This is a genomic window from Vibrio sp. 1288 (assembly GCF_033344475.1).
On sequence record NZ_JAWPOX010001068.1, the window covers coordinates 1 to 530 of the forward strand.

1 protein-coding gene is annotated in these 530 nt (G+C 50.8%); it reads left to right on the forward strand.

The annotated features are described in order from the left end of the window. Window positions 1–18: 18 nt before the first annotated feature. Window positions 19–530: cation:proton antiporter (locus R8O11_RS30940; RefSeq protein ID WP_318195355.1), on the forward strand; the 512-nt coding region annotated here is incomplete at its 3' end.

Here is a 530-nt window from a genome sequence, read left to right on the forward strand (position 1 = left end):
TGCACCAAGGAGGTCAGCATGGCGATAACCAGTGAGTTTCTACAAAGCAGTGTCGTGTTTCTGTCGGCGGCGGTGATTGCTGTTCCTTTGGCGCAGCGATTTGGCTTAGGTTCAGTGCTTGGCTATTTGTTGGCAGGAGTATTGATTGGCCCTTGGGGATTACGCCTGATTAGCGATGTCGATGCGATTCTGCATTTTGCCGAGCTCGGGGTGGTGTTGCTGCTGTTCTTAATTGGCTTGGAATTGAACCCGAAAAAATTATGGCAAATGCGAGGGCCGATTTTAGGTCTTGGCGGCGCGCAAGTTGTGGTGACGACGGCGGTTATTGGTAGCATTGTCAGTTTGTTTGGCTTGAGTATGCAGGTGAGTTTGGTCATCGGCATGGGGCTCGCCCTTTCCTCTACGGCTATTGCACTCAAAGTGATTGAAGAGCAAGGCCTCAATGGCACCGAAACGGGCCAGTCTGGTTTTGCTGTGCTGCTTTTTCAAGATATCGCCGTCATACCGATGTTGGCTATGTTACCGCTTTT